The organism is Rhizobium mulingense (assembly GCF_029194105.1).
Lineage (GTDB): Bacteria > Pseudomonadota > Alphaproteobacteria > Rhizobiales > Rhizobiaceae > Rhizobium > Rhizobium mulingense.
On the sequence record NZ_JARFVE010000004.1, the window covers coordinates 112878 to 135208 of the forward strand.

Genomic DNA, 22331 nt, shown 5'->3' on the forward strand with positions numbered 1-22331 from the left:
TTTCATTCGTGCGATCGCCTCTTGCGCGGCGGCTGATCTCAGGCTAACAATTTTCCATGATCAAGTCCTTGAACATCGCTGTTTGGTGGTGGGCTCGCTGAGGCGGCCTCGACCAATCGTGTCCAAAGACGACGACGAGTGAGCCGCCCGAAACTTCGAGGCGGCTTTTTTGTTTTATCGCCGCCTGTCGTCCGGGCCCCGATAACGGAGTGGAATTATGGTAACGATCCTGCGGGATGATGGTGCGGAAATTTACGAGACCAAGGGCGGCATATCGGTCACGCGGCAGCGGCGGGCGATCCCCTACAGCGATGCGGTCTCTTCCTATGTCGACAAGCTCGACGAGCGCCGCGGCGCGGTGTTTTCATCGAACTACGAATATCCGGGCCGCTATACGCGCTGGGACACCGCCGTCGTCGATCCGCCGCTCGGCATCTCCTCCTTCGGGCGCGACGTCTGGATCGAAGCCTATAACGAACGCGGCGAGGTGCTTCTCGGATTCGTGACCGAACGGTTGCGGACGGTGCCCGACCTCGTGCTCGGCGCTGCCTCCGCCCGCCGCCTCGACCTCTCCGTCAAGACGCCGGACCGGGTGTTCACCGAGGAGGAGCGTTCGAAGATGCCGACGGTCTTCACCGTGCTGCGCGCCGTGACCGACCTCTTCTATTCGCAGGCGGATGCGAGCCTCGGGCTTTACGGCGCCTTCGGCTACGACATCGCCTTCCAGTTCGACGCGATCGATCTGAAGCTGAAGCGTCCCTCCGACCAGCGCGACATGGTGCTTTACCTGCCGGACGAGATCTTGGTCGTCGATAATTACGCCGCGAAAGCCTGGATCGACCGCTACGATTTCGAGAAAGGCGGCGTGACGACCGAGGGCAAGGCCGAGCAGATCGCGTCGGAGCCTTTCAAACACACGGATGCCATTCCGCCGAAGAGCGATCATCGGCCCGGCGAATATGCCGAACTCGTCACCAAGGCCAAGGAAAGCTTCCGCAAGGGCGACCTCTTCGAAGTCGTGCCCGGGCAGAAATTCATGGAGCGCTGCGAAAGCAAGCCTTCCGACATTTCCAAGCGGCTGAAGGCGATCAATCCGTCGCCCTATTCCTTCTTCATCAATCTCGGCAATCAGGAATATCTGGTCGGGGCCTCGCCCGAAATGTTCGTGCGTGTCTCCGGCCGCCGTATCGAGACCTGCCCGATTTCGGGGACGATCAAGCGTGGCGACGATCCGATCGCCGATAGCGAGCAGATCCTGAAGCTTTTGAATTCCAAGAAGGACGAGTCCGAGCTGACCATGTGCTCGGACGTCGACCGCAACGACAAAAGCCGCGTGTGCGAGCCGGGTTCCGTCAAGGTTATCGGCCGCCGGCAGATCGAGATGTATTCGCGCCTCATTCATACCGTCGATCATATCGAGGGTCGGCTGCGCGACGACATGGACGCCTTCGACGGTTTCCTCAGCCACGCCTGGGCGGTCACCGTCACCGGCGCGCCGAAGCTCTGGGCGATGCGCTTCATCGAGAGCCATGAAAAGAGCCCGCGTGCATGGTATGGTGGGGCAATCGGCATGGTCGGCTTCAACGGCGACATGAACACCGGCCTGACGCTGCGCACCGTGCGCATCAAGGACGGTATCGCCGAGGTGCGCGCCGGCGCAACGCTGCTCAACGACTCCATTCCGGAGGAAGAAGAAGCCGAAACCGAATTGAAGGCCTCTGCCATGCTTTCCGCCATCCGAGACGCCAAGACCGGCAATTCCGGCAAGATCCAGCGCGACGTCGCAAGCGTCGGCAAGGGCGTCAGCATCCTTCTGATCGACCATGAGGACAGTTTCGTCCATACGCTCGCCAATTACTTCCGCCAGACGGGGGCGACGGTTTCGACCGTGCGCACGCCGGTGCCGGAGGAGATTTTCGATCGGTTGAATCCGGATCTGGTCGTGCTGTCGCCCGGGCCCGGAACGCCGAAGGATTTCGACTGCAAGGCGACGATCAAGAAGGCGCGGGCCCGCAACCTGCCGATCTTCGGCGTCTGCCTCGGCCTGCAGGCGCTCGCCGAGGCCTATGGCGGGGAACTGCGCCATCTGGCGCTGCCGATGCACGGCAAGCCCTCGCGCATCCGCGTGCTGGAGCCGGGCATCGTCTTCTCCGGTCTCGCCAGGGAGGTGACGGTCGGCCGCTACCACTCGATCTTCGCCGATCCTTCGACGCTGCCGGCTGAGTTCATCATCACGGCAGAGAGCGAGGACGGCACGATCATGGGCATCGAACATGCCAAGGAGCCGATCGCCGCTGTGCAGTTCCATCCGGAATCGATCATGACGCTCGGCGGCGATGCCGGCATGCGGATGATCGAGAATGTCGTGGCGCATCTGGCGCGCAAGGTGAAGACCAAGGCTGCTTGACGGCCATTCTGTCTGCCCTTCCCGCCAGCGGGAAGGGCGGGTTGACTTCTTCTGGCAAATCAGAACATTTCCGGAACGATCAACCGGGAATTATCACCGTGGCCAATGCCGAGAAGTTCATCGTCCTTCCTTACCGCAAAAACCGCGGCAATCTCATGCCCGGCGAAATGCGTCAGGCATCGAATGCCGTCAGCGCGGAAAAGATCGCTTCGGCGATGGCCGAGCGTTTCGTCGGCGTTGCGGCCTATGCCGTGATCGTCGACGAGGAAACCGGCGACATGACCTCGCCGCGACTGCTTGCCCGATATGGCGAGATTGCCGATCTCAACGCCGCCTGAGGCGTGATTTTCCCATGGAGACGTCGCTCTACCTGCCGGTCAAAGCATTCCTGGAGGCGGCCGGTTATGTCGTCAAGGGTGAGGTCGGCGGCTGCGATCTCGTGGGGCTGAGCGATGGTGAGCCGCAGATCGTGGTCGTGTGCGAGCTCAAGCTCTCCTTCAATCTCGAACTGCTGCTCCAGGCCGTCGACCGGGCCGCTATGAGCGATGAAGTCTGGATCGCGGCGCGGGTTTCGGCCAAGGGGCGCGGGCGGGAAGCCGACAAGCGCTACCGCGACCTCTGCAGGCGGCTCGGGATCGGGATGCTCGGTGTCTCGGATGGCGGCGAGGTCAGCGTCATCGTCAGTTCCGTCTCGCCGATGCCGCGCACCAATCCGAAGCGGCGCACGCGTCTGGTCAAGGAGCACCAGCGCCGTCGCGGCGATCCCGCTGTCGGCGGCGGCTCACGGGCGCCGATCATGACCGCCTATCGTCAGCAGGCGCTGCTCTGCGCGGCGGCGCTCGACCAGGGCGTGGCGCGGCCGCGGGATATGAAGGCGCTTACACCCAATGCGAGCCGGATCCTGCTCGACAATGTCTACGGATGGTTCGAGCGCAGGGAGAAGGGCGTCTACGCGCTGACGCCGGCCGGGCAGGCCGCGCTCCTGCGCTGGCCGCAGCCTGTCGCCGATCCCGCTCCCTAGAACAGTATGATTTTAGGCCCGATCGGCCTAAAATCTGAATCCTGTTCTAAATTAAAGAACTAGAGCTGATGTCGTCCGAAAACCGCTCACACTTTTCGGCATCATGCTCTTGAGCTGAAGCCGGATTCGCGTCTCCGGCGGCAACAGCTGTGAAGGACGCGTCATTCTTTTTGACAAATCCTGAAACATCGCCCATATCACCCTCAACTGGACCGCCTGCGCGACATTCGCGTGGGCGGTTTTGCGTTTCAATGGCTTGGACCCTGCAATTCATTCGCAACCGCAGGAGGACGATATGAGCGACGACGGCGATCTTACGGTTCGAAAGCTGGCGATGTGGGGGATTCCGCTGTCGCTCGGCGTCATGGGGCTGAAGATGGCGGCTTGGTGGGTGACCGGCTCGGTGGCGCTGCTTTCGGACGGGCTTGAATCGACGGTCAACGTCGTCGCCGCCTTCCTCGCCTTCTTCGTCATCCGCTATGCGCAGAAGCCGGCCGATCACGACCATCCCTTCGGCCATCATAAGGCGGAATACCTCTCTGCCGTCACGGAAGGCGTGCTGATCGTCGTCGCTGCCCTTTTGATCGTCAACGAAGCGATCGGCTATCTCTCCGAACCGCGCATGCTCGATGCGCCGGTCCTCGGCCTTGCGATCAATTTCGCGGCCGGCATTATCAACGCGGTCTGGGCGCGGCTGCTGATCCGGGCGGGCCGCAAACATCGCTCGGCGGCCCTGGCGGCGGACGGCCAGCATATCATGTCCGACGTGGTGACCTCGATCGGCGTGCTCGCCGGCCTGCTGCTGGCGCTGGCGACCGGTTATGCGATCTTCGATCCGGTGCTTGCCATTCTCGTCGCCGTCAACATTCTCTATCAGGGCTGGAAGGTGATCTCGCAATCGATCGGCGGCCTGATGGACCAGGCGGTTGAGCCGCAGGAGGAGGAGGCGATCAAGCAGGCGATTGCCACCCATGCGGCGGGCTCGATCGGCGTGCATGATCTGAAGACCAGGCGGGCGGGTACCGTCACCTTCATCGATTTTCACATGGTGGTGCCGGGGACTATGTCCGTGCGGCAGGCGCATGATATATGCGACCGCCTTGAGGATGCCATCAGGACAGTGCATGAGGGCGCCAAAATAGCCATTCATGTGGAGCCGGAGGGCGAGAAGGCCCATGGCATCCGCGTCAAAGTCGTCAAGGAGGCATGATGCCGAATACCGATGTTTCCAGCCTGTCGATGCTGGGCCAGCAAACCGAAACCGCCCATTCGCCGGAGGAGGCGGTGCTCGAAAAAGTGCCGTCCAACCATGCCGGCACCGATTACGTCGTGCGTTTCACCGCGCCGGAATTCACCTCGCTCTGCCCGATGACCGGACAGCCGGATTTCGCCCATATCGTCATCGACTACATTCCGGGTGAATGGCTGGTGGAATCGAAGTCGCTGAAGCTGTTCCTTCATTCCTTCCGCAATCACGGCGCCTTTCACGAGGACTGCTCGATCTATATCGCCAAGCGCATCGTCGAACTGCTCGATCCCAAATGGCTGAGAATTGGAGCCTATTGGTATCCGCGCGGCGGCATTCCGATCGACGTCTTCTGGCAGACGGGCAAGCCGCCGGAAGGTGTGTGGCTGCCCGAGCAGGGCGTCGCCACCTATCGTGGCCGTGGGTGAGGAGCGGTCGGGCAAAGGCCTTGCATCGATCCAGTGAATCGATCGCAACGACGAACGCCCTGAGCCTAGGCGAAGCGCCGGGCAACGGTGCGGCAACGTAAAGCCAACTGCCGCCCATTTCTGCTCGTTAAACCTCAAACATCCGTGACGTCGTCGCCAGACGAATCGTCACTATAATCATCGCCGTCATCGTAATCGGCCTGCTGCAGGTTGTCGTCATTGTCATTGCCGGCATTATCCGCGGCCTGACGGACGTCGTCATTGCCATAATAGTTGTTGATGATGGTCTCTTCGGTCGGTGCGGTGGCATTGCCGAACGGGTTGGCACCGAAGGGCGAGCCCCAACCGAGCGAGGACATATGGTTGCTGAAGATGCCGCTCAGCGAGTTGGCAAGCAGCATGCCGCCGGCAACGCCGGCTGCCGTGCCGAGGGCGCCGCGCAGAAAGCTGCCGCCGGCAGACGGCGCGTAGGTCTGCTGGCTCCAGGGGCCAGTGGGCTGCTGTAGCGTCTGGCGATCGTAGCCGCGCGGCTCGTCATAGGCGCGGGACGGGTGGCCCCAGGGACCGGGGTTGGAGGGCACAGGCGCGGGCTGTTGCGTCTGGGTATTGCCGAAGATCGAGCTTAGGAAGCCGCCGCCCTGTTCGGCTTGGTGGTGCTCGCTGGCTCCGGCTTCAAACTGCCGGACACGCTCTTCCAATTCTTTGATATGATTGGCGGCAGCTTCCAGACCTTTTTCCTGCACGATGACGGCCTGGGCGAGATAATAAGTGGCGGACGGCTGCTCGCGCGTCGCCTGATCGACTAGGGCTTCGGCCTCGCGGTCGCGCGGCTGGGCTTGCGCCGTGCGCACTCGGTCGAAGAGGGCGGTTAGCAATTGACGTTCTTCCGGTGACATGTCCGGTCTCCTGTTGATCTCGTATGGCGGTTGCCGTGTGAGAGGTGAGGTAGGAACCGATTCCGGCTTTTCAAAGCCTTCCACCGTTACATTTCAGTAAGGCTTGCGGAATGGTGCGTGGCTTCTTAAGGATATCTCCACCGCTGCGGTGCCTTGTGTTTTTCCCGCATTGTTTTAGGCATTGAGTCGCACTATGTGCGAGGAACCCGAATTCATCTCCGAGAGGTTCGAATGAACGACGAAGAACAGGACGACAAGACGAAGGAACTGCCGCTCGGCAAGGAAACGGAGGCGAATCTTTTCAAGTCGCGTTCGATCTTCATCTATGGACCGATCAACCAGGAACTGGCGCAGAAGGTCTGCTCGCAGCTTGTTGCACTCGCGGCGGCCAGCGACGAAGACATTCGCATCTATGTCAATTCGCCCGGCGGCCACGTCGAATCCGGCGACTCCATCCATGACATGGTCAAGTTCATCAAGCCGAAGGTCTGGATGATCGGTACCGGCTGGGTCGCTTCGGCCGGCGCGCTGATCTATGTCGCGGCTCCGAGGGAAAGACGCCTGTGCCTGCCGAACACGCGCTTCCTGCTGCACCAGCCGTCGGGCGGCACGCGCGGTATGGCATCCGACATTGAGATCCAGGCACGTGAAATCATCAAGATGAACGAGCGCCTGAACAAAATCATGGCGGAGGCCACCGGCCAGCCGCTCGACAAGATCGCCAAGGATACCGATCGCGACTACTGGCTTTCTGCCGAAGAGGCGAAGGACTATGGCCTCGTGTCGCGGATCGTAACGTCACAGGTCGATATCTGAGTCTTCTCAGCCAAAGCCGTCAAAACGCCCTTGCCTGCAGCAAGCAGTCGAGGGCGTTTTTATTTCGCCGGTATGCCGGCGCTGGGCGGAAAGGGCTTAATCCGGGCTTGCGTATACAACGGCCATCATGCTCCATGCGCCATTCCCGCAGCCCAGAGTCTTGCCATGCTCAAAGATTTTTCCGTCCAGGCCCTGTTCATGGGGCTGCTGACCGCCTTCGTCGGCTCTGCCAGCTCCTTTGCAGTCGTCCTCCACGGGCTGCGGGCGGTCGGCGCGACGGAGGCGCAGGCGGCCTCCGGGCTGATGGCGTTGTCGATCTCCATGGGAGTCTGCGCGATCGTGCTCAGCGCCGCGACGCGGTTGCCGATCAGCATCGCCTGGTCGACGCCGGGTGCGGCATTGCTTGCAAGTACCGGGACGGTCGAGGGCGGCTTCAATGCCGCGGTCGGGGCATTCCTGATCTGCGCCGTGCTGATCGTCATCGCCGGGCTGTTCAAGCCGCTTGGCCGCGCCGTCGCCGCCATTCCTGCGCCGCTTGCCAATGCGATGCTATCCGGCGTGCTGATCGGCCTCTGCTTTGCGCCGGTGAAGGCAATCGGCTTCAATCCGCTGTTCGGCCTGCCGATCGTTCTCGCCTGGATCGTCGTCGGTGCCTTCAAGCGGCTCTGGGCGGTGCCGGCGGCACTGGCGGCCTTCGTGCTGGTGCTGGCCTTCGGCGTCGATATTCCCGATGGTACCTTCGCCTCGCTCGAGCGATCGCTGGTGCCGGCTGCGGAAATCGTCCGGCCGGTGTTCAACCTTGCCGGTTTCGTGTCAATCGCGCTGCCGCTCTTCATCGTCACCATGGCTTCGCAGAACATTCCCGGTATCGCGGTGCTGAAGGTCAATCACTACGACCCGAAGCCCGGTCCGCTCTTTGCCGTCACCGGCTTTTTTTCGCTGCTGTCCGCGCCATTCGGCGGTCACGCCGTCAATCTGGCGGCCATCACTGCAGCCATGTGCGCCGGGCCGGACGCAAATGCCAATCCGAAGCGGCGCTATTGGGCGTCGTTGATCGCCGGCGTCGGTTACATCGTCCTCGGGCTGCTTGCCGGCGCGGTGACGGCCTTCGTTGCCTTGGCGCCTCCGATTCTGATCGAGGCAGTGGCGGGGCTGGCGCTTGTCGGCGCCTTCTCGTCCTCGGCTATGTCGGCCTTCCAGGCGCCCGAATCGCGCGAAGCGGCGGCGATCACCTTTCTCGTCACGGCATCTGGCGTCTCTTTCGGCGGCATCTCAGGCGCCTTCTGGGGATTGATTGCTGGCGGGTTGATGCTTGCCCTGTCGCGGCTGGTGAACTTATCAAAGGCTTGAGCTCAGCAGGTAGAGGAAGCCGGCGAGCCGCGAGGGCTTGCCAGTTTCGCTGGCCAAGGTTATAAGCGCGGCCATGAAGACCTCTGGGGCCAAGATTTCCGACACGATTGCACGCGGCCGCATCGCCCTGCGTGACAATACACGCGCCCTGACCTCGCTTCTTCTCCTCGGCCTTACGCGCGGTTGCCGGGTCCTTTGAGGAGCGCCCGGCGGCCGAAAGCCCGCCCGGCATCGCTCCTCGCGACTCCCTTTCAAAATTGACCTAACGACCGACGAAGGTCCGCATTTGTTTATCGCCAAGCCCGATGCGATCGGCTAAGAGGCGGAACGAATGCCGGGACGAGGAGACAAGACAATGGACAACACCACCAGCCGATCCTCCGCAGGTGCCAAGGGCATGCCCGATGCCGCGGTGAAGTACCGGCCCTATCCGCAGGTAAGCATTCCCGACCGCACCTGGCCGACGAAAACCATCACCAAGGCGCCCGTCTGGTGCTCGGTCGACCTTCGCGATGGCAACCAGGCACTCGTCGATCCGATGGGCCATGACCGCAAGGCGCGCATGTTCCATCTGCTGCTGGAGATGGGCTTCAAGGAAATCGAGATCGGTTTCCCTTCGGCTTCGCAGACCGATTTCGACTTCGCCCGCTGGTGCGTCGAGGAGGGCAATGTTCCCGCAGACGTCTCGCTGCAGGTACTGGTGCAGTGCCGGCCTGAACTCATCACCCGTACCTTCGAAGCGCTGGAAGGGGCAAACCGGCCGATCGTTCATTTCTACAACTCTACCAGCGAGTTACAGCGTCGCGTCGTTTTCGCCAAGGATGTGCAGGGCATCAAGCAGATTGCCGTCGATGCCGCCAAGATGATCACTGATATGGCCGCCAAGGCCGGTGGCGGTTATCGTTTCGAATATTCTCCGGAGAGCTTTACCGGCACCGAGCTGGAGGTGGCGCTGGAGATCTGCAATGCCGTCATCGAGGTGGTAAAGCCGACGCCCGACAACAAGCTGATCATCAACCTGCCGTCGACTGTCGAGATGGCCACGCCGAACGTCTATGCCGACCAGATCGAATGGATGTGCCGCAACCTCGACAACCGTGAGAACCTGATCGTCTCGCTGCATCCGCACAACGACCGCGGCACCGGCATCGCCGCTGCCGAGCTGGCCTTGCTGGCGGGCGCCGACCGCGTCGAAGGCACGTTGTTCGGCAATGGCGAGCGCACCGGCAATGTCGACGTGGTGACCATGGCGCTTAACATGTTCACGCAGGGGATCGATCCTGGGATCGATTGCTCCAACATCGAGCGCATCAAGGAGGTGTTCGAATATTCGAACCAGATGGCGATCAGCGAGCGTCACCCTTACGTCGGCGAGCTGGTCTATACGGCCTTCTCCGGTTCGCACCAGGATGCGATCAACAAAGGCATGAAGGCCGCACAGGTCGCCAACCATCCGATCTGGGAGGTGCCTTACCTGCCGATCGATCCGCGCGATGTCGGCCGCTCGTACGAGGCGATCATCCGCATCAATTCGCAGTCCGGCAAGGGTGGCATCGCCTATATCCTGCAGCAGGATTATGGGCTCAACCTGCCGCGCAACCTGCAGGTCGAGTTCCGCGAGGACATCCAGCGTATCACCGACGTCGAGGGCAAGGAGCTTCCGTCGAAGCGCATCTATGATCGCTTCATCGAGCGATACGTGACGCAGCCCGAAGCGCGTCTCAAGTTCGTCGATCACCACACCTATCCCGATACGGAACGCAGAGGTCAGCGGATCGTGGCGGCCGAGATATCAGACAATGGCGAGATCAAGCGCATCGAAGGGCGCGGCAACGGCCCGATCGACGGCTTCATCAACGCGCTGTCGCATTATCTCGGCATCGAGATGTCGGTCGAGGACTATTCCGAGCATTCGCTGCAGCACGGCTCGAACGCGGCGGCGATCTCCTATGTCGAGACCTCTTATCCCGGCGGCAAGCTCTTCGGCGCCGGGATCAATACCAACATTGTCGCGGCGTCGCTGGAGGCGATCGTCTCGGCGGCAAACCGCGTGCTCGATGTGAAGGCCGGCAAGGTCTGATCAGATAGGTTTCAGGCCGCGATCGCTTCGGGGCGGCGCGGCCTGATGACGAGGTTGGCTTCGCTGAGCGCCAGCGAAACGCAATGAAAGAAGCGCCGTGCGGCCCCCTCATCCGCCCTACGCGCACCTTCTCCCCGCTGGCGAGAAAAGCATTGCGGCATATCTCTTCTTCCCTCGGGGAAAAAGTGCCGGCAGGCGGATGAGGGGCTGCTGATGCTGATGGTCGATTTCGCCATAGTGTCGCCAGCTCCGCTGGCGGCAATCGTTCGATATATGCGATAGCCGCCGTCAGATAGCCGTAGCGATTTCCATGGCGAGCTGGCCGAGGGCTGCCTCGGACGATGGGCCGGCGAGCACGTAGGAGGTGCCGGCATTGTGCCAAGTCACCAAGCCGATCTCGTCTCTGATCGTTTCCTTGAAGTCATCGGTTTCCGGCGGCTGCGCGTCCTTGCGGAAGCAGATGGAGATGATGTCGCCGTCGGTATTGGAATAGACGAGCTGACCGACGGGGCGGTTGTCGCCCAGGATCACGCGGGCGCCCTGAAAGGTCCAGGCCTTGGCGCTGAGATCCGGCACGCGGAAGGGCACGCCGATGGCCGTTGTCAGCCAGCTGGAGATTTCCTCTGCCTGCGAGGCCGGCACTTCGACAAGGTGACGGGGCTGGCGGATCAGCAGGCGCTGATAGGCGGTGACATCGCCCAGCCAGTCGCTGGTATTGGCCGGCGCTGAGGTTGAGGTCGTGGTTGCGATTTCGTCTGCGTCCGGGGCTGTGCCTGCAAAGTAGCCGATGCCGCAGCCGAGGGCGAAGAGGATGAGGGCGGCAGCCAGCGCCTGCGGGCCGCTCGGCGCCAGTTTCACCTGCGGTCGCGTGGCGCGCTGGGCGATCGGCGTCTTCGGCGGCTGCGTGCTCTTGATCGAGCGGACGAGGGCGAGTGGCACCGGCTCCTTCAGGACGTCGTCGAGGCGGCGGCGTCCGAAATCGGCGCCATGGCGCAGTTTTTCATGCAGCCGGCGCGCATTCTCGTCACTTGCCAGGCGCTGCTCCAATTCGTGGCGCTGTTCGGGCGAGACTTCGCCATCGAGGAGGGCGGTGAGCTGGGCTTCGAGCGACAATTTCCTGAGGTCGAGCAATTCAGTACCTGTGGATCGGGTGGGTGTCGGCAAGCCCGGCGAAATGCAGCCTTGCGGTGGCGAGCTGCGAGGCGACGCTCGCCGCGGGAATACCCATGATGTCGGCCGCCTGCTGGTAGCTGTGGCCTTCGACGTCGACGAGCAAGAAGATCGAGGAAACGCTGTCCGGCATATCGGCGATCATGCGATGGATGGCGTCGGGATCGACCGCGGCCGAGCGTTCGCGCGCGGCCTCACGAATATCGGTGATGTTGCCGCGGACGGAGGCTTTCGGCTTGCGCTTGCGGCTGTCGTCGGCCCATTGCTGGCGGGCAAGCGTATACACCCAGCTTTCCAGCCGGCCTTCGCCGCTCCACTGATGACCCCTGGAGATCGCCCGCTGACAGACGGCCTGAACCAGCTCGTCGGCCGCAGTCGCCTCGCCCGCGAGCGTGATCGCGAAACGGCGAAGGCGAGGCAGGAGGCCGACGAGATCACGGCGGAGGTCGATGGTCGTTGCGGGCTGACGCATTGTCTATCCAGAAGCATTCACAGTGGTTTCGCGGACGAAGCTTCCGCCATCGGACGCGAATCCGGCTTTATTGTCGCCGGTAATGCATGCGCTTTATGGAACAACTCTCCTCCACTTCGCAAGCATCCGGTCGTTTCCAGTCCCCTTTCCCGGGGGAATTTTCGTAGTCTAGCCCGCAAAGCTTGCGTCAATATGTCCTGTAGCCGTTCAAGCTTTGCAGCAGAGCGCGATAGGCCCAGGTGCCTTCGCCGCCACGATCGCGGATTTCGACGAGTTGGACGCGGGCGCCCTGGATGTCTCCCTGCTCGACCAGCGCTATGCCCATGTAGGAGCGGGCGAGGATGTAGTTCTCATCGGCCTGAAGCGCCTTGCGGTAATATGACATGCCGAGTTCCATGTGGCCGGCCTTGCGGTTGGAAAAGCCGAGATAGTTCAGGATGCGCGGGTCGTTTTGGTTGCGGGCGAGATTGAGCACGGTGATGGCATTCTCATACTGGCCGGCATAGGCAAATTCGCGAGCGAATTTGTAGAGATCGTCGTCGTTGAAGCTGTTCTTTTTAGGGGTGACGCATTCCTTCTTGTTCTTGTCCCAGACCTTGCCGCCGGTGCAGGTCTTGGTCGTCTCGGTCTTCGGCGGCGGGTTGGTGTCGTCGTTGCCACCGCCGACCGCGAAGGCGGCCGTGGCGATGCCGAAAGCGAAGCCGGCCGCAAGCGAGATTCTGCCAAGGCGATGGAAGGAGAAGATCATGAGTGGGCTCCGTTGGGCGATGCAGTTGCGCGGATTGTACGCTTACCGCCGAAAATACCAAGAGGGTAAGAAACCTCCATGGCGAATGTTGCGACGATGATTCGCTATCTTCGCAGATCGATTCAAGTGCTGAATATAAGGAGTCCGGATACGGCGCTAAGGCGCGAAAATATCAACGCTTTCCTGAATCACCGCGTCGCCGGCCCGGTTCAGGCTGAAGCGCTCGCCACTCAGTTCCCAGGCGCCAGGAGAGCCGTCGATGGAGAAGAGGTTGTAGGCTGCGGCCGGCTTGATGCTGCCCGGTCCCTGCGAGGCCGATGCGATGCCGACGACAGGCACCGGTTGCACCTGGCCGCGCAGCCAGTGCAGGGTGTTCAGGTGCGTATGGCCATGCAATACGAGTTCGGCGCCGCCGGTGGAAATTACGGCGGCGAAGCGGCGGATGCCGATCATGCGCTTGTAAAAGGTCGTGGCGCCGCGGATCGGAGGATGATGAATCATGACGACACGAAAGAGACCGGCTTCGCCGGCCGCACGCAGCATGTTCACCGTGTCGCGGGCCTGACGGGCGCCGAAGAAACCGGAGGCCGCGAAGGGAGGGGTGGCCACCGCCGTCGAGCAGCCGACGATTGCGACCTTGTCGCGGACGCGCAGATAGGGAAAGATGTGGCGGTCTTCCTGCCATTGCGGCGGGGCGAGATCGCCACGGACGTAGTCGTACCAGGCGCGCATCGATTTCTCATAGGCGCCAGGCACATAGGCGTCGTGATTGCCGGGAACGACCGATGTATCGGCGGGATCGCCGAGCGCGCGCAGCCAGGCGGCGGCGGCGCGGATCTCGATGCCGCTCGCCAGATTGACAAGATCGCCGGTGACGGCCAAGTGATCGGCCTGATGGGTGCGGATGTCATCGAGCAGAAGATCGAGCGTGCTGCCGAAAAGGTGCTTGCGCCGATTTCGATGCCAGTTCACAAAGCCCGTTATGCGTTTTGAAAACAGCTCTTGGATGGAAAGACGGGGCAACGGCCCGAGATGGACGTCGGAGATATGCGCGAGCTTGAACATGCTACGAGACATAGACCAGCTTATTGACAAATCAAACACATCCGGCGCGATGAAGAGCTGAAACGGAGCGATGGTGGATAAAGAAAACCGGCCCCTTCATATCAGGGCGGCCCTGCGCCTTCTGCATGTCTATTTCTCTTTCGCCCGGGGTATGACGATGGGTGTCAGAGCCGCCTGCTTTGATGCGGAGGGGCGGATTTTTCTCGTGCGTCACAGCTATGTCGGCGGCTGGCATATGCCGGGCGGCGGGCTGGAACGCAACGAGACGGTCGAGGAAGCGCTGGTCAAGGAGTTGCGCGAGGAGGGCAATCTCAGGATCATCGGCAAGCCGCAGCTGATCCAGGTCTATTTCAACACCTCGACCACGCGGCGCGACCATGTCGTGTTCTATCGGGTTACCGTCGAGCAGACGGCACCGCGTCCGCCAGACTGGGAGATTTCCGACAGCGGCTTCTTTTCGCTCGACAGCCTGCCCGCAGGCACGACCGAGGCGACGCATCGCCGTCTTGCCGAACTTCGCGGCGAGGAACAGCCCGACCATCGCTGGTGAGGGCTGCACAGTTTTTTAGGCCGCAGCAAGCAATTTAAGGGCCTACAGCGTCCTCGCGTCTGAAAAGACGTGCGGCGCTGTCGCACGTCCATGCGGGCTGTCGAGATCGAGCGCCGGGCCGACGGGAACGATGCCGGTCGGATTGATCGTCTTGTGGCTGCGGTAATAGTGCTGCTTGATGTGCGTGAGGTTCACCGTCTCGGCAATGCCTGGCGTCTGGTAGAGATCTCTTAGGTAACCGGAAAGGTTGCGGTAATCGGCGATACGGCGGATGTTGCACTTGAAATGGCCGACATAGACGGGGTCGAAACGCACCAGCGTGGTGAACAGGCGCCAGTCCGCCTCGGTCAGCCGGTCACCGAAGAGGTACCGGCCCTTGCCCAGGCGTTCGTCGAGCCTGTCGAGCGTTTCGAACAGCTTGCCGACATTCTCCGCATAGGCTTCCTGGGCGGTGGCAAAGCCCGCCTTGTAGACGCCGTTGTTGACGGTGTCGTAGACGATGGCGTTCAGGGCATCGATTTCAGCGCGCAGATCCTCCGGGTAGAAATCTGCCTTCGACCCGGTTAGCCCGTCAAAGGCGCTGTTGAACATGCGGATGATCTCGGCGGATTCGTTGTTGACGATTGCGCTGGTTTTCTTGTCCCAGAGGACCGGCACGGTCACGCGGCCGGAATAGTGTGGATCCGCTTTGACGTAGATCTGCCAGAGTGTCGCCGCGCCGAAGAGGTGATCGCCGGTGGCGCCGTCGCCGATCTTGAACTCCCAGCCGTTCTCGACCATCAGCGGATCGACGACGGAAACCGAAATCAATTCCTCCAGCTTCTTCAGCTTGCGGAAGATCAGCGTGCGGTGCGCCCAGGGGCAGGCAAGCGAGACGTAGAGATGGTAACGGCCGGGCTCTGCCTGGAAGCCGCCGCTGCCGGTGGGGCCGGCCGCGCCGTCTGCCGTTACCCAATTGCGGAACTGCGAGGGCTGCCGCTTGAATTGGCCCTTGCTCTCCTTCGTGTCGTACCAGACATCATTCCAGACACCGTCCACCAGCATTCCCATGATCTTCGTTCCTGATTGCGTATCGGAGCCGAAGTTAGCTGAGATAGCGGGGCTTTGCAGGTGGCAAAGGTTGAACAGTGCGTCACGCCGTTCAGGCACTGCATCATTCAGAGTGCTGCAGGTGTGAATTTTGCGTTGGACGACGGAAATTTTTCCTGCTATCGGCCTTTTCACGATTTTAGGATTCCCTGACTGATGTTCATTTCCAGAAACCCGCGACGACGCTGATGCTCCCGAACGCCGAAGGCGTTTTCGAGACCTATCAATCTGTCCATCCGGTTTCTGTCATCATGTACAAGCACGATCTCGTCTACCTCACCGAAGACGCGTCCCATGACGCCGCCATCGAACACATCAACGAAGAAGCCTTCGGCCCCGGCCGTTTCACGCGGGCGGCCGCACGCATTCGCGAGCAGGGGCCGCATGACTTGTCGCTTTCCTTCATCTGCGCCGACGACGGTGAAACGATCGCCTCCGTGCGGATGACGCCGGTTCTAGCAGGCACCGTCAAAGGTCATCTTCTCGGCCCGCTTGCAGTGCGCCCCTCGCACAAGAATATGGGCATCGGCCGGGAACTGGTGCGGATCGCAGTGGAAGCGGCGCGGCGCAAGGGCTCGGAAGCCGTCATCCTTGTCGGCGATCCGCCCTATTATGGCCCGCTCGGCTTCGAGAAGGTCGCTTATAACGCGCTTACCTTTCCGGGCCCCGTCGATCCCGGTCGTGTGCTCGTCGTTCCGATCGCCGAGGGCGCGCATGAACGGCTGAAGGGCGTGATCGCCTGGCGCGCGTGATCAGAGCGCCTTCCGGAGGAAGCTGCGCGTGCGGCCTTCAGGAAAATCTTCGAGTTCCCCGAAGACTTCATAACCCTGGCGCCGATAGGCGCGCAGAGCCTGCGGGCTGAACGTGTCGATCCAGGCGCCGCGGCACCCCCGGACTTTCGCCTCCTGCTCCGCCTGTGCAAGGATCCTGCCTGCAGTGCCAGTGCCGCGCAACGTGTCGGGGATGAAGAGCATCTGGGTGAAAAGCCAGCCCCAGGCGGTAAAGCCGGATAGACCGCCGGTGACCTTGCCGTCCTTATCCCGAACGAGGATGGCAAGCGGCCGCCGGTCAGCGGGACCGACATCGGCCTTGTTGAAGGCCGAAAGTGCATCGGTGATCGCCGCGAGCTCCTCCGATGAGGGCGAAGCGGTGAGCTCGAATACCACCATAGAATTACCGCCCCTCGCGCCACCACATGGCGCCAAAGGCGAGCAGCAATATGCCGACGCCGGCAAAACCGGCAAAGAGCGGCAGCGTATTGATGCCCTTCAGGACCGTCTCGCTGGTCATGCGGATCATCATGCGGTCATTGTCGGAGACGCGGATCTGGCCGCGCACCGGCAGGATCGGCGGCACGCTGATAGTGCCCTTTTCACTGGCGACGCGGGTCACCAGGCCCTTGCTCCTCTCGACGATCGGCTTCAGCACATTTGTCGTCGAGATCATCGCTTTGAACTCAGGCGCGTCGACGGCGCCGATATGGACCAGCGTCGACAGTTTGCCGTTGCGGATTTCGAAGAGGCCGATCTCGTCCATCCGCTTCTCGGCCTTGTAGAGCCCGGGTTCGGACTCGGTAAGCGGCAGGCTTTCGGTCTTGCCGGAGGGGTAGCGCACAGTGGCGTTGCCCGGATTGTCGCCGATCGTCTGGCGGGTGACCTCAAGGGTGCGGCCGGAGGCGCGCGCCGTCAGCGCTTCTTCCTCGAGCGCCGGCTCCTTCATCAGCCAATGGGCGATGCGGCGATAGAGCGAGACGTTCGGACCGCCGCCTTCGAAGCCGCGGGCCCAGAGCCAGCCCTGGTCGGAGAGCAGCATGGCGACGCGGCCCTGGCCGGCACGGTTCAGCACCAGCAGCGGGTGGTTGTCGGCGCCGACCATGATCGTCTCGCCCTGCGGCCGCTCGACGTCGACGCTGCGGAACCAGCGCCCCCAATGCGGCGGATCCTCGCCCGAGCCGTCCAGGCCGCGGGTGACGGGATGTTTGCGGCCTTCCTCGGAGAGGCGGGGGTAGAAAGCCTTCTCGATCATCTGGCCGGTCGGCTCTGCCGGCAGCACGGAGGCGAGCGGCGTCATCGCAATCGATTCCGGGCTTGCATGTTCCGGACCGGCGGCGATCAGCAGCGCTCCGCCATTCTCCACATATTGGGCGATGTTGTCGTAATAGAGCATCGGCAGCACATTCGCCCGGTCCTGATAGCGGTCGAAGATGATCAGGTCGAAATCCTTGATCTTGTCGATGAACAGCTCACGTGTCGGGAAAGCGATCAGCGACAGCTCGTTGATCGGCGTGCCATCCTGCTTTTCAGGTGGGCGCAGAATGGTGAAGTGGACGAGATCGACCGAAGCGTCGGATTTCAAGAGGTTCCGCCAGGCGCGTTCGCCGGCATGCGGCTCGCCGGAGACCAGCAGGACACGCAGATTCTGGCGGATGCCGTCGATGACGTGAACAGCGCGATTATTGGCCGTGGTGACTTCGCCGGGAAGTGCCGCGACCGAGAATTCGAGCACGTTGCTGCCGCCCCCCGGCACCTTGAAAGAGAAAGGCGTATCCCGGCCTGGTGTCGCCTGCAGGGTGGCGATTTCATCACCGTTGAGCTTCACCGTGACGTCGGCAGTGCCGCCGGGACTCGGGCCGTCGTCGAAGACGCGCAGGACCACCTGCTGCTCCTCGCTGACGATGCCGAAGCGCGGTCCCTTGACGACTTCGATGCGGCGATCGAATTCGTTGGCCTTGCCGGTGATGAGGCCATGGACCGGCGCATCGAACCCGAGCGCCTGATTGGCGGCCGGAACATCGTGGACTTCGCCGTCGGTCAGCATGATGGCACCGCCGATGCGCGACGGCGGGACATCGGCGACGTTGGCCGCCAGCGCGTCGAACAGGCGCGTCGACGGCACGTCCGAATTGACGTCGCCTTCGACATCGATGAAGCGAGGCTCAATCTGAGGAAAACGGGCGAGCTGGCCCTTCAGGGCTGCCAGCGCGTCGTCGGTCATCTGGACCCGGTCGGATGTCTGCTGGCTCTGGCTCCGGTCAACGAGAACGGGGACGATCGTCGACAACTGATCCCGGTCCTCCTGCAGCAGCACGGGATTGGCGAGCGCGGTTAGCAGGGCGAGTGCCGCCAGCGTCCTGATCCAGGCGCCGCGGATGCCACGCCAGATCGCGAAAACGGCGATAACCGCGCCGATGGCGGCCAGCGCGGCCAGAACCGGCCAGGGCAGAAAAGGTGAAAAGTCGAAGGTCATCTCATTGTCCTAACCGTTCAAGGAGGTCGGGAACATGAACCTGGTCGGTCTTGTAGTTACCGGTCAGCATATACATCATGATGTTGACGCCGGAACGATAGGCATATTCGCGCTGCCCTTCGTCGGAGGGCACGGTCGGCAGCATCGGCACGCCGTTGTCGTCGACCGCCCAGGCACCGGCGAAATCATTGCCTGTGATCAGGATCGGCGAAACGCCGTCGGCTGTCGCCGCCGATTTTTCGGTCGTTTCACGGCCGCCGCCCTGCCGGGCCTCGATCCACAGAGGGCTGCCGGCATAACGGCCGGGAAAGCTCGACAGGAGGTAGAAGGATTTCGTCAGGACGTGATCTGATGGCACCGGCTCGAGCGGCGGAATGTCGAGATTGGCGAGGATCGCCTGCAGCCTCTGGCCGTTGGCGCTGACATTGCCGCCATTGTCCAATGCGCTGATCTGATCGCGCGTATCGAAAAGCACGGTGCCGCCGTTGCGCATATAGGCGTCGATGCGGCTGATCGCCGCCGACGACGGCATCGGCGCCGTTGCCGAAACCGGCCAGTAGATGATCGGATAGAAGGCGAGTTCGTCCTTGGTGAGGTCGATGCCGACGGGCGGCGCCGGCTCGAGCGTCGTGCGGAAGGTCAGGAACTGGGTGAGGCCCTCGAGGCCGCGCTCGGATATATTGTCCACTTCCTGTTCGCCGGTGACGACATAGGCGAGGTGGGTGTTGTCGAGCCTTTGCAAGATGAGGTCGTCGCCGGGCTGAGAGTCATTGGCGTGGAGCGTGCCGGGCTGCAGCAGGAAGCCGGCGCCGAGCGCTATTGCGATCACGCTCATGGTGCGGGCAGCCGGGCGCAAGCGCGAGAAGGCGCCGTTCATGAAGAGGACGATCAGGCTGTCGGCCAGCAGCAGCAGAAAGGCGGCGAGAAAGAGAGCGGGTTTTGCCGACCAGCTCTCGCCGCCGATCAAGCCTTCGCGCGCAGCTGTCGTCCCTGCCGTGTCGAGCGGCTTCAGTTCGGCCTCCTCAGGCAGCACGTTCAAAGAGGTAAAACCATCTTCTGAACCATAAAGCCCGGGCGGATTGTCGAAATTTGCCGTCGGCGCCGTTCCGGCCTTTGGAGTGAGCGGTCGCGCCGAACCCGTTTCGGAGACGAGGGTGCCCTTGGCCGTTAGCATGCGGAACGGCGGCAGAGTCTCGGCCACGCGTGCATTGCCGCGGGCCTCCGAGGTCACGCCGCCCGAGCGCGATATCTGGAGGAGATGGCGCAGCATGTCGACAAAGGTGCCCGAAATCGGCAGATCCGACCATGTCGCTTCGGCGGTGACGTGGAACAGCACGATCTGGCCGGATGAGAGCGGCTTCATCGTCACGAGCGGCGTGCCATCGGCGAGGCTCGCCCAGGTGCGTTCGGCAAGATCGGGGGTGGGTTCGGCAAGCACCTGCCGCTTGACGAGGACGTCGGCAGGACGTGCTATGCCCGAGAAAGGCCCGAAATTCGGAAATTCGGCGAGCGACTGCGGTTCGCTCCAGGACAATGTGCCACCCAGCGCCCGTTCTCCCTGACGCAGGATGACAGGGATGAGAGGATCGTCTGCCGGCGCTGCCGCCATGCGCGGACCGGCGAAGCGCAAGAGCATGCCGCCATTCGATATCCAGCGCGTAAGGGGTTCGTAGGTGTCCTCCGGCAGCCGGCCAATATCGGCCATGATGATGATGGAGGGATTGCTGGCGAGAAGTTTCGGTATGGCGACCGAAAGATCGGAATCGCCGGGCAGGATCAGATCCGCATAGGGCTGTAGCGCCCGCTGGATATAATAAAGCGGCGACAGCAGCGGCTGGAACTCATCCCCGCCGGCACCCGACAGCAGGACGACACGACGGCGTTTGAACGCGTCGTCGAGAAGATGGACCGCGCCTGAGGTCGCGCCGTTGTCGACGCTGATGCGGGCGAAATCGTTGCGCATCTCGAAAGGAGCGGCAATCGAACTCGTCGCGACGCTTTGGCCGGGGCGGAAGTCCACCCTGCCGTTGGCGATCGAGCGGCCCTGGCTGTCGACGGCGTTCAGCGCCACGGATGCGGCATGCGAAGCGTTGAGGCGCGTGACCTTGACGGTCATGGCATCAGCCGCGTTATTGGCCGCGGTGATCGCAATCGTCCGTGCGGCGTCTCCCTCGATCACGCGCAGATCAGCGGGCTGGAGTTCGGCCAGCCGACGTACCGTGGCGTCGTCGGCCTTGGCGGCGGCGCCGTCGGTCAGAAAGGCGAGGGTGCCGGGCTTGATGCCGTTCAGGGCGGAGCGCAGCGCCTGGAAGGCACGCTCGCGGTCCGGCACCAGCGGCCGTGGTTCGACGGCGCGCAGTTTGTCGCGGGCGGCCGCCGCAGTGCCGGGCACGGCGTCGTTGGTCGGCTCGGCGGTGAAGGCGATCGACACGGGCATGCCGGCGGATTCGGCATCGTCTATAAGCGCGTCGGCAGTCTGGATGCGGCGCTCCCAGTCGGGTGCGGCAGCCCAGCTGTTGTCGACGAAGAGGACGAGCGGGCCGCCCGATGCGAGCGAACTGGTGCGCGGATTGAAGACCGGATCGGCCATCGCGAAGATGATGGTGGCGGCGAGCAGCATGCGCAGCAGCGTCAGCCACCAGGGGCTCTGAGCCGGCGTCTCTTCGCGCTTCAGCACCGACGCGAGGATCTTCAGCGGAGGAAAGATCTCGCTCTTCGGGCGTGGCGGCATCAGTCGCAGCAGCCACCAGATCACCGGCAGGGCGATGAGGGCGCCGAGAATGGCGGGATAGGCGAAAGCGAAGGGAAGGGCGTTCACAGCTGCCCTCCATGCGTTGCCTTGGCCGGCATGCCGGACAGATACATGTGCACCGCGACCAGTGCCTCCGAGGCGAGATGATCGGTGCGGTGGGTCGTGAAGGTCCAGCCGAGATGGCGCAGCGACTGGCCGAGGCTCTCCCTACGGGCGAGGTAGGCGTTGCGATAGACCTCGCGGACATGTTCGGCGCGACCGGAGATCAGCTTGGCGCCGGTCTCAGGATCGGTGAATTCGGTGCGGCCGCTATAAGGGAAGATTTCCTCGGCGGGGTCTGATATCTCCACCACGTGGCCGCGCAGGCCGCGGCGGGCAAGCGGGCCGAGCCGCTCCATTATCGCCGGCGCGTCGTCGAGGAAATCGCCGATGAGGATGAGATCGCTCCAGCCGCGGATCATCCCCGTTTCCGGCAGGCCGCCGGTCAGCGGCGCGTGCATGAGCGCGGAGGCGAGGTGTTCTGCGGCGTTGCGCGTTGAGGCGGGCTCCATGATGCCGGGGCAGCCGATGCGCTCGCCGGAGCGGGAGAGGATTTCGGCCAGCGCCAGCATGATTACCAGCGCCCGACCTTCCTTGGAGGCGCTGCCATAGCTCGACTTGTACATCATCGAAGGCGACATGTCGCACCAGAGCCAGATCGTGTGCGCTGCCTCCCATTCGCGCTCGCGCACATAGGTATGGTCGTCGCGGGCGGAGCGGCGCCAGTCAATGCGCAACAGGCTCTCACCCTCGGCATAGGGACGGAACTGCCAGAAATTCTCGCCGATGCCGCGCTTGCGGCGGCCATGCCAGCCGGCGATGACAGTGTTGGCGATGCGCTTGGCTTCCACCAGGCAGTCAGGCATCAGGGCGGCCCGCTGCCTGGCGCGGGAAAGGGCATCGCTGCCTGACGTCGGGTTGACGATCTGTCCGATAGATGCCACGCGTCCGGCTTC

The 22331-nt window shown here is 62.7% G+C and carries 20 protein-coding genes; 10 read left to right on the forward strand and 10 right to left on the reverse strand.

The genetic code is table 11. The features are described 5' to 3' along the window. The first annotated feature begins 217 nt into the window (after positions 1–217). From PYR71_RS09450 to queF, 5 genes are all read left to right on the forward strand, one after another. Complete coding sequence (locus PYR71_RS09450) at positions 218–2407, forward strand: anthranilate synthase (RefSeq protein WP_275619145.1); 2190 nt, start codon at positions 218–220, stop codon at positions 2405–2407. Between the two features lie 98 nt (positions 2408–2505). Then, the gene (locus PYR71_RS09455; RefSeq protein ID WP_183912365.1) at positions 2506–2745 is read left to right on the forward strand and encodes a hypothetical protein; all 240 of its coding nucleotides are present in this window, start codon (positions 2506–2508) and stop codon (positions 2743–2745) included. Between the two features lie 14 nt (positions 2746–2759). Beyond that, on the forward strand, positions 2760–3428 hold the full coding sequence (locus tag PYR71_RS09460) for a DUF2161 domain-containing phosphodiesterase (protein WP_275619146.1): 669 nt from the start codon (positions 2760–2762) through the stop codon (positions 3426–3428). 295 nt (positions 3429–3723) lie between these two features. After that, complete coding sequence (gene emfA / locus PYR71_RS09465; RefSeq protein WP_275619147.1) at positions 3724–4638, forward strand: CDF family cation efflux transporter EmfA; 915 nt, start codon at positions 3724–3726, stop codon at positions 4636–4638. Next, positions 4638–5102: a preQ(1) synthase gene (queF, locus tag PYR71_RS09470; protein ID WP_064684379.1), complete on the forward strand. Its 465-nt coding sequence runs from the start codon at positions 4638–4640 to the stop codon at positions 5100–5102. Before emfA ends, queF begins: the two co-directional genes overlap by 1 nt. Positions 5103–5236: 134 nt before the next feature. On the opposite strand, the gene PYR71_RS09475 is transcribed toward queF, so the two are convergent. After that, positions 5237–5998: a DUF2076 domain-containing protein gene (locus PYR71_RS09475; protein WP_275619148.1), complete on the reverse strand. Its 762-nt coding sequence runs from the start codon at positions 5996–5998 to the stop codon at positions 5237–5239. Positions 5999–6229: 231 nt separating this feature from the next. Here PYR71_RS09475 and PYR71_RS09480 point away from each other — a divergent pair, with 231 nt between their 5' ends. From PYR71_RS09480 to leuA, 3 genes are all read left to right on the forward strand, one after another. Next, on the forward strand, positions 6230–6814 hold the full coding sequence (locus PYR71_RS09480) for an ATP-dependent Clp protease proteolytic subunit (RefSeq protein WP_275619149.1): 585 nt from the start codon (positions 6230–6232) through the stop codon (positions 6812–6814). Between the two features lie 165 nt (positions 6815–6979). Then, the gene (locus tag PYR71_RS09485; RefSeq protein WP_275619150.1) at positions 6980–8164 is read left to right on the forward strand and encodes a benzoate/H(+) symporter BenE family transporter; all 1185 of its coding nucleotides are present in this window, start codon (positions 6980–6982) and stop codon (positions 8162–8164) included. 355 nt (positions 8165–8519) lie between these two features. After that, positions 8520–10244, forward strand: coding sequence for a 2-isopropylmalate synthase (gene leuA, locus PYR71_RS09490; RefSeq protein WP_275619151.1), 1725 nt, complete (start codon positions 8520–8522; stop codon positions 10242–10244). 288 nt (positions 10245–10532) lie between these two features. Here leuA and PYR71_RS09495 read toward each other — a convergent pair whose 3' ends face one another. From PYR71_RS09495 to PYR71_RS09510, 4 genes are all read right to left on the reverse strand, one after another. Continuing rightward, positions 10533–11375: an anti-sigma factor family protein gene (locus PYR71_RS09495; RefSeq protein ID WP_183912379.1), complete on the reverse strand. Its 843-nt coding sequence runs from the start codon at positions 11373–11375 to the stop codon at positions 10533–10535. Between the two features lies 1 nt (position 11376). Next, on the reverse strand, positions 11377–11886 hold the full coding sequence (locus tag PYR71_RS09500) for an RNA polymerase sigma factor (RefSeq protein WP_183912381.1): 510 nt from the start codon (positions 11884–11886) through the stop codon (positions 11377–11379). Between the two features lie 187 nt (positions 11887–12073). Continuing rightward, on the reverse strand, positions 12074–12634 hold the full coding sequence (locus PYR71_RS09505; RefSeq protein ID WP_275619152.1) for a tetratricopeptide repeat protein: 561 nt from the start codon (positions 12632–12634) through the stop codon (positions 12074–12076). A 156-nt stretch (positions 12635–12790) separates the two neighbouring features. Continuing rightward, positions 12791–13699: a metallophosphoesterase family protein gene (locus tag PYR71_RS09510; protein ID WP_275619593.1), complete on the reverse strand. Its 909-nt coding sequence runs from the start codon at positions 13697–13699 to the stop codon at positions 12791–12793. A 70-nt stretch (positions 13700–13769) separates the two neighbouring features. On the opposite strand from PYR71_RS09510, the gene PYR71_RS09515 reads away from it, so the two are divergent. After that, positions 13770–14249 (forward strand): NUDIX domain-containing protein, encoded by a 480-nt coding sequence (locus PYR71_RS09515; RefSeq protein WP_183912385.1) that lies wholly within the window; start codon positions 13770–13772, stop codon positions 14247–14249. 42 nt (positions 14250–14291) lie between these two features. Here PYR71_RS09515 and PYR71_RS09520 read toward each other — a convergent pair whose 3' ends face one another. Then, entirely contained in the window at positions 14292–15299 is a 1008-nt protein-coding gene (locus tag PYR71_RS09520) for a glutathione S-transferase family protein (protein WP_275619153.1), read from the reverse strand. A gap of 227 nt (positions 15300–15526) precedes the next feature. Between PYR71_RS09520 and PYR71_RS09525 the strand changes: the two genes are divergently transcribed. Then, positions 15527–16090: a GNAT family N-acetyltransferase gene (locus tag PYR71_RS09525; protein ID WP_275619154.1), complete on the forward strand. Its 564-nt coding sequence runs from the start codon at positions 15527–15529 to the stop codon at positions 16088–16090. Here PYR71_RS09525 and PYR71_RS09530 read toward each other — a convergent pair whose 3' ends face one another. From PYR71_RS09530 to PYR71_RS09545, 4 genes are read right to left on the reverse strand one after another with little or no spacing between them, the layout of a single operon-like run. Continuing rightward, complete coding sequence (locus tag PYR71_RS09530) at positions 16091–16507, reverse strand: GNAT family N-acetyltransferase (protein WP_275619155.1); 417 nt, start codon at positions 16505–16507, stop codon at positions 16091–16093. Positions 16508–16511: 4 nt separating this feature from the next. After that, positions 16512–18584: a hypothetical protein gene (locus PYR71_RS09535; protein WP_275619156.1), complete on the reverse strand. Its 2073-nt coding sequence runs from the start codon at positions 18582–18584 to the stop codon at positions 16512–16514. 1 nt (position 18585) lies between these two features. Next, positions 18586–21402, reverse strand: a complete 2817-nt coding sequence (locus PYR71_RS09540; protein ID WP_275619157.1) for a DUF4159 domain-containing protein — start codon at positions 21400–21402, stop codon at positions 18586–18588. Further along, entirely contained in the window at positions 21399–22319 is a 921-nt protein-coding gene (locus PYR71_RS09545) for a DUF58 domain-containing protein (protein WP_183912396.1), read from the reverse strand. Before PYR71_RS09545 ends, PYR71_RS09540 begins: the two co-directional genes overlap by 4 nt. Positions 22320–22331 lie beyond the last annotated feature (12 nt).

Bases quoted from the DNA above. Each gene is read 5' to 3' on its own strand.
- PYR71_RS09450 (WP_275619145.1), top strand. From the start codon at position 218: ATGGTAACGATCCTGCGGGATGATGGTGCGGAAATTTACGAGACCAAG.
- PYR71_RS09460 (WP_275619146.1), top strand. From the start codon at position 2,760: ATGGAGACGTCGCTCTACCTGCCGGTCAAAGCATTCCTGGAGGCGGCC.
- emfA (WP_275619147.1), top strand. From the start codon at position 3,724: ATGAGCGACGACGGCGATCTTACGGTTCGAAAGCTGGCGATGTGGGGG.
- queF (WP_064684379.1), top strand. From the start codon at position 4,638: ATGCCGAATACCGATGTTTCCAGCCTGTCGATGCTGGGCCAGCAAACC.
- PYR71_RS09475 (WP_275619148.1), bottom strand. From the start codon at position 5,998: ATGTCACCGGAAGAACGTCAATTGCTAACCGCCCTCTTCGACCGAGTG.
- PYR71_RS09480 (WP_275619149.1), top strand. From the start codon at position 6,230: ATGAACGACGAAGAACAGGACGACAAGACGAAGGAACTGCCGCTCGGC.
- PYR71_RS09485 (WP_275619150.1), top strand. From the start codon at position 6,980: ATGCTCAAAGATTTTTCCGTCCAGGCCCTGTTCATGGGGCTGCTGACC.
- leuA (WP_275619151.1), top strand. From the start codon at position 8,520: ATGGACAACACCACCAGCCGATCCTCCGCAGGTGCCAAGGGCATGCCC.
- PYR71_RS09500 (WP_183912381.1), bottom strand. From the start codon at position 11,886: ATGCGTCAGCCCGCAACGACCATCGACCTCCGCCGTGATCTCGTCGGC.
- PYR71_RS09505 (WP_275619152.1), bottom strand. From the start codon at position 12,634: ATGATCTTCTCCTTCCATCGCCTTGGCAGAATCTCGCTTGCGGCCGGC.
- PYR71_RS09510 (WP_275619593.1), bottom strand. From the start codon at position 13,699: ATGTTCAAGCTCGCGCATATCTCCGACGTCCATCTCGGGCCGTTGCCC.
- PYR71_RS09515 (WP_183912385.1), top strand. From the start codon at position 13,770: ATGGTGGATAAAGAAAACCGGCCCCTTCATATCAGGGCGGCCCTGCGC.
- PYR71_RS09520 (WP_275619153.1), bottom strand. From the start codon at position 15,299: ATGGGAATGCTGGTGGACGGTGTCTGGAATGATGTCTGGTACGACACG.
- PYR71_RS09525 (WP_275619154.1), top strand. From the start codon at position 15,527: ATGCTCCCGAACGCCGAAGGCGTTTTCGAGACCTATCAATCTGTCCAT.
- PYR71_RS09530 (WP_275619155.1), bottom strand. From the start codon at position 16,507: ATGGTGGTATTCGAGCTCACCGCTTCGCCCTCATCGGAGGAGCTCGCG.
- PYR71_RS09535 (WP_275619156.1), bottom strand. From the start codon at position 18,584: ATGACCTTCGACTTTTCACCTTTTCTGCCCTGGCCGGTTCTGGCCGCG.